Origin of the sequence: Novacetimonas hansenii JCM 7643, from assembly GCF_000964405.1 — a bacterium.
Taxonomy (GTDB): Bacteria; Pseudomonadota; Alphaproteobacteria; order Acetobacterales; family Acetobacteraceae; genus Novacetimonas; species Novacetimonas hansenii.
Genome location: NZ_BANE01000214.1, coordinates 1 through 3,867, shown reverse-complemented (window position 1 = coordinate 3,867; position 3,867 = coordinate 1). Strand labels below are relative to the sequence as shown.

Genomic DNA, 3,867 nt, shown 5'->3' with positions numbered 1-3,867 from the left:
ATAATTTCAGGGTGTTATCGAGCCTGACTTTTCAAACAGTCTCTTACCGGGGCCAGCAAAGGAACAGGCCCCCGCCCCCTTGCGCAATCGAGAGCCATCTTTGGGGACGCTGTGTGCAAAAACCCTGCCGCCTGTCTGCAACAATCCTCCGGCGGACCTGTTTCATGGCCTTGGCGGGCTTGCTGGATTGGGGGCGAAAATCGCGCCTGCATGTCATTTTCACACAGGAAGACCACACCCCTTGATGCATCAATTCATAATATGCCTGTTTTCCGGCAGATCATTTCAGGAATATGCCCAACCCGACAGGAAATTAGGGGCTGCCTGAAAAAGCAGGGGCGATAACATCCTGACATTCCGAAGGGTTTTAGTGGGTATTTTCCTGAAAATCTTCAGAAGATGCCGCCTTTTTGAAAAAAGGCGGCACCCAAAAACTTTTATCATTTCAGAAAGTATGCTGATTTTCTTTTCAAGAGGATGGTATTTTATCATGATTCCGCAATACATCACTTCCCCAAAAAAACCTCCCCATTGAAAAATACATAATCCACGCATGGGTTTTTATAAAATATTTACCAATTCCCTTTAATATTTCGTCAGACTGAGAACTTTTGTAAAAGACATCGGGATAGTCTTTCCATTTTCATACCAGCCGAATTATAAATTCTCTGCAAATTACAAATGGAAATCGATCCCCTGATCCTCCAAGCTATTTGAAATTTTACACCAGGCCCCCTGAAATAATAAAAGTTTTTGGTAAAGCTTTTTCCAAAAAGCTTTGAAAGTCAAAAACATTCCAAAAACCCAGAATCACGTCTGAAATGATCCACCAATAAACAATGGAGAAATATTTTTAGTATTGCCTGTCGATCGGAAAAGGCGACGTCTTTCGAAGCTTTTTGAAAAAAGCTTCACCAAAAACTTTTATGATTCCGCGATCTTATCGGACTTACCTTTTCAAACAGCCTCTTATACTCCCATCACATCACCGTGCAGGGATCGTGCTGCGTACCGGGTTGGGGCAGCGGACGGATATTCCATGCACCCATTCTGCCTGTGCGCGGGGACCATGCACCACAGGCGGCAACAGGACGCAATCATTTGCACATCATGCCCTTATGGATGGCCGGCGCGTGTTGGACGCCACATGGGCCGTGCCCCTCACGCCTTCTTGACGTGGGGACAGGGGGCGGCTTTGCTTGGGGCACAGGGATCACCCGATTACGGACAGGAGGGCACATAATGGCTTTTAAGGACGGTGACGTCGTCATGATACGCAAGGACGCGATATCGGACCCTGAATGGAGCGGGACGCGCGGCACCGTGGTGGAAATCATTGATAACGGGCAGATGCGCGTGCGTTCCGACCAGACGGGCGATGACAAATGGTTTACCCCCGAACAGGTTGTCTCTGGGTGATCCTGTCTCTGGCTGATCCTGGCCTTTGCCGGGCGAAACCGGGGCGTGGCGCGCGGGCTCACGCCCTTTTTTTCATGCCTGCCGCGTTTTCATGACATTGCATGCGTAACGCGGGCACGGGCCATGTGTTGTGTGCGGGGCGCCTTGGACGCAGGTGGCGGCATGATGATAGGATGATGGCCGGTTGCCCGCTTTCGGGACAAACCGACGGAGGCGTAAGGCAGAAACACGATGGATCGCGGCAAGATTGTAAAATGGGGCACCATCCTTTCGCTGCTGCTGATGATCGGCAGCGTCGGCGTGCTGGTACGCGGCATGACGCCCGACGGGATCGGCCCCATGGCATGGATGGTGGCAGAGGGGCTGGCCGGGCTTGGCCTGCTGGGTCTGGGCATCATCAACATCACCGGGGGACGGGACAAGTAGTACCGGCCACACACCGGTATACCTCCCCTGCCACCCTCCCCTGCCGCGCCACTCCATGGGGCGCGTCTGGCGGGGTTCTGAAACAGCTTCGCATCACAGCATATTTCTGAAAAAATCCGGCGACAGGTGCCTGTGGCCTGTCCCTATGCCGCGCGGCCGGCCGGGTCGTCCGACAGGATGGCCCAGCGTTCGTGGTCACGCCATGCGCCGTCGATGAACAGGTAACGCGGCGAAAATCCCTCGCACCGGAACCCCACACGCCGCACCAGCGCGCGGGATGGCAGGTTGGCGGGCTGTATGTTGGCCTCCAGCCGGTGCAGGCCCATCGCATCGAACGCGTGGCGCACGGTCATGCGCAGCGCCTGCGTCATCAGGCCGCGCCGCGCCTGGGCCTTCATCGCGTAATATCCCAGATAGGCGCTGCAGAACGTGCCATGGACGATCTGGCTTAGTGTCAGCACGCCGATCACGCCGTCCGCGCCCGCCATGTCATCGCGCCGCGCCACCAGTGCGACATTGGCCCCTGTCACCACCTGATGAAACCATTTTGCAAAACCGTCATGGTCGGTAAAGGGGGCGACCCATGGCGCATGGAAATCGCGGCTGGCGATATTGGCCGTCACAAGGTCATCTTCATCCATGCGCGTGACGGGCGCCACCATCACCGCCGTATCATGCGCGCCCCCATCCGACCGGTCGGGAAAGGCCGCAGGGACGGGATCATCCATGCCCATCATCCCTATCCCCACCCGCCGCACCTGTCGCACCTGTCGTCCCTGTCGCACCACGACGCACGGGCATTGCGCCAAGGTGGTTTTCACCCCGCGCATGCGCCATGCGGGCCTGTCGTTCACGTTCGGCATAGCGGGCGCGCTGGATGTCATCGCGCGCGTCATGGCAGGCGGGGCAACTGACCCCCGGCACATACAGGGCGGAGGCCTGATCCGCCAGGCTGACGGGCATGCGGCAGGCATGGCACGGCACATGGGTGCCGGGGCGCAAATCGTGCGTAACGCTGACGCGCTGGTCAAAGACGAAGCATTCGCCCTCCCACATGCTGTGGGCCTCTGGCACGGTTTCAAGGTATTTCAGGATGCCGCCACGCAGGTGGAACACATCGTCGATCCCTTCGGCACGGACAAAGGCCGTCGCCTTTTCACACCGGATGCCCCCGGTGCAGAACATCGCGATTCTGGGCGCACGGCCACGCGCCATCATCTCCGCCCGTCGCGCCCGGAACCATGCGGGAAATTCACGAAACGACCGGGTGGCGGGATTGATCGCACCCGCGAATGTACCGATCGCGACCTCGTAATCATTGCGCGTATCGATCACGATGGTATCAGGGTCCGAAATCAGGTCGTTCCACTGTGCGGCCTCCACATAATGACCGGCATCGTGGCGCGCATCAATGTTGGGCACGCCCATCGTCACGATCTCGCGCTTGGGACGGACCTTCATGCGGTGGAACGGCACACTGGCGGCGCGGGTTTCCTTGACATCCAGACCCGCGCATCCCGGCAATGCACGGATATGCGCCAGCACATGGCCGATCCCCGCATCGCTGCCCGCAATGGTGCCGTTGATCCCCTCTGCCGCGATCAGCAGCGTCCCACGCACGCCCTGTTCGGCGCATACCCGTTCCAGCGGCGCACGCAGGGCAAGGTGATCGGCAAACGGGGTAAAGCAGTACAGCGCCGCAATCCGCACCGGCAGGGCAGTGCCGGCAGCCGTGTCGGGGGTGGTGGAAGGGGCGGGCGCGGTGCTGGTCATGGGGCGAAACCCTGAAAACGGGGGGACAACCCCACCGCCATATCAGGCCGCCGCGCGATCTCCAAGCGGCATCGGGGGATGCGTGCGACATTTGCCGATTATGCGTGCCCCGCGCCTTGGTATGCCTGCCCCATGGTGGAAGGCCATCGGCAACATGCCCCCTGGTCAACAGACTGTTTAAAAAGTCAGGATCAATAATATCCTGAAGTTATAAAGGTTTTTGGTGAAGCTTTTTCCAAAAAGCTTCAG

General features: G+C 57.9%; 4 protein-coding genes. 2 read left to right on the top strand and 2 right to left on the bottom strand.

What is annotated here, in order from left to right; all coding sequences use genetic code 11:
• Positions 1-1,242 precede the first annotated feature (1,242 nt).
• Both B7G66_RS18240 and B7G66_RS13290 read left to right on the top strand, forming a co-directional pair.
• Positions 1,243-1,419 carry a hypothetical protein gene (locus B7G66_RS18240; protein WP_003621640.1) on the top strand — a complete coding sequence of 59 codons (177 nt, stop codon included), beginning with the start codon at positions 1,243-1,245 and terminating at the stop codon, positions 1,417-1,419.
• A gap of 231 nt (positions 1,420-1,650) precedes the next feature.
• Positions 1,651-1,845, top strand: coding sequence for a hypothetical protein (locus tag B7G66_RS13290; RefSeq protein ID WP_003621639.1), 195 nt, complete (start codon positions 1,651-1,653; stop codon positions 1,843-1,845).
• Between the two features lie 143 nt (positions 1,846-1,988).
• Here B7G66_RS13290 and B7G66_RS13285 read toward each other — a convergent pair whose 3' ends face one another.
• Positions 1,989-2,573: a GNAT family N-acetyltransferase gene (locus B7G66_RS13285; protein ID WP_003621638.1), complete on the bottom strand. Its 585-nt coding sequence runs from the start codon at positions 2,571-2,573 to the stop codon at positions 1,989-1,991.
• Positions 2,566-3,618 (bottom strand): oxygen-dependent tRNA uridine(34) hydroxylase TrhO, encoded by a 1,053-nt coding sequence (gene trhO / locus B7G66_RS13280; protein WP_003621637.1) that lies wholly within the window; start codon positions 3,616-3,618, stop codon positions 2,566-2,568. The genes B7G66_RS13285 and trhO overlap by 8 nt, the downstream gene beginning before the upstream one ends.
• Positions 3,619-3,867 lie beyond the last annotated feature (249 nt).

Excerpts from the sequence above, each read along its gene's own strand:
- B7G66_RS18240 (WP_003621640.1), top strand. The coding sequence starts at position 1,243 with ATGGCTTTTAAGGACGGTGACGTCGTCATGATACGCAAGGACGCGATA.
- B7G66_RS13290 (WP_003621639.1), top strand. The coding sequence starts at position 1,651 with ATGGATCGCGGCAAGATTGTAAAATGGGGCACCATCCTTTCGCTGCTG.
- trhO (WP_003621637.1), bottom strand. The coding sequence starts at position 3,618 with ATGACCAGCACCGCGCCCGCCCCTTCCACCACCCCCGACACGGCTGCC.
- B7G66_RS13285 (WP_003621638.1), bottom strand. The coding sequence starts at position 2,573 with ATGGATGATCCCGTCCCTGCGGCCTTTCCCGACCGGTCGGATGGGGGC.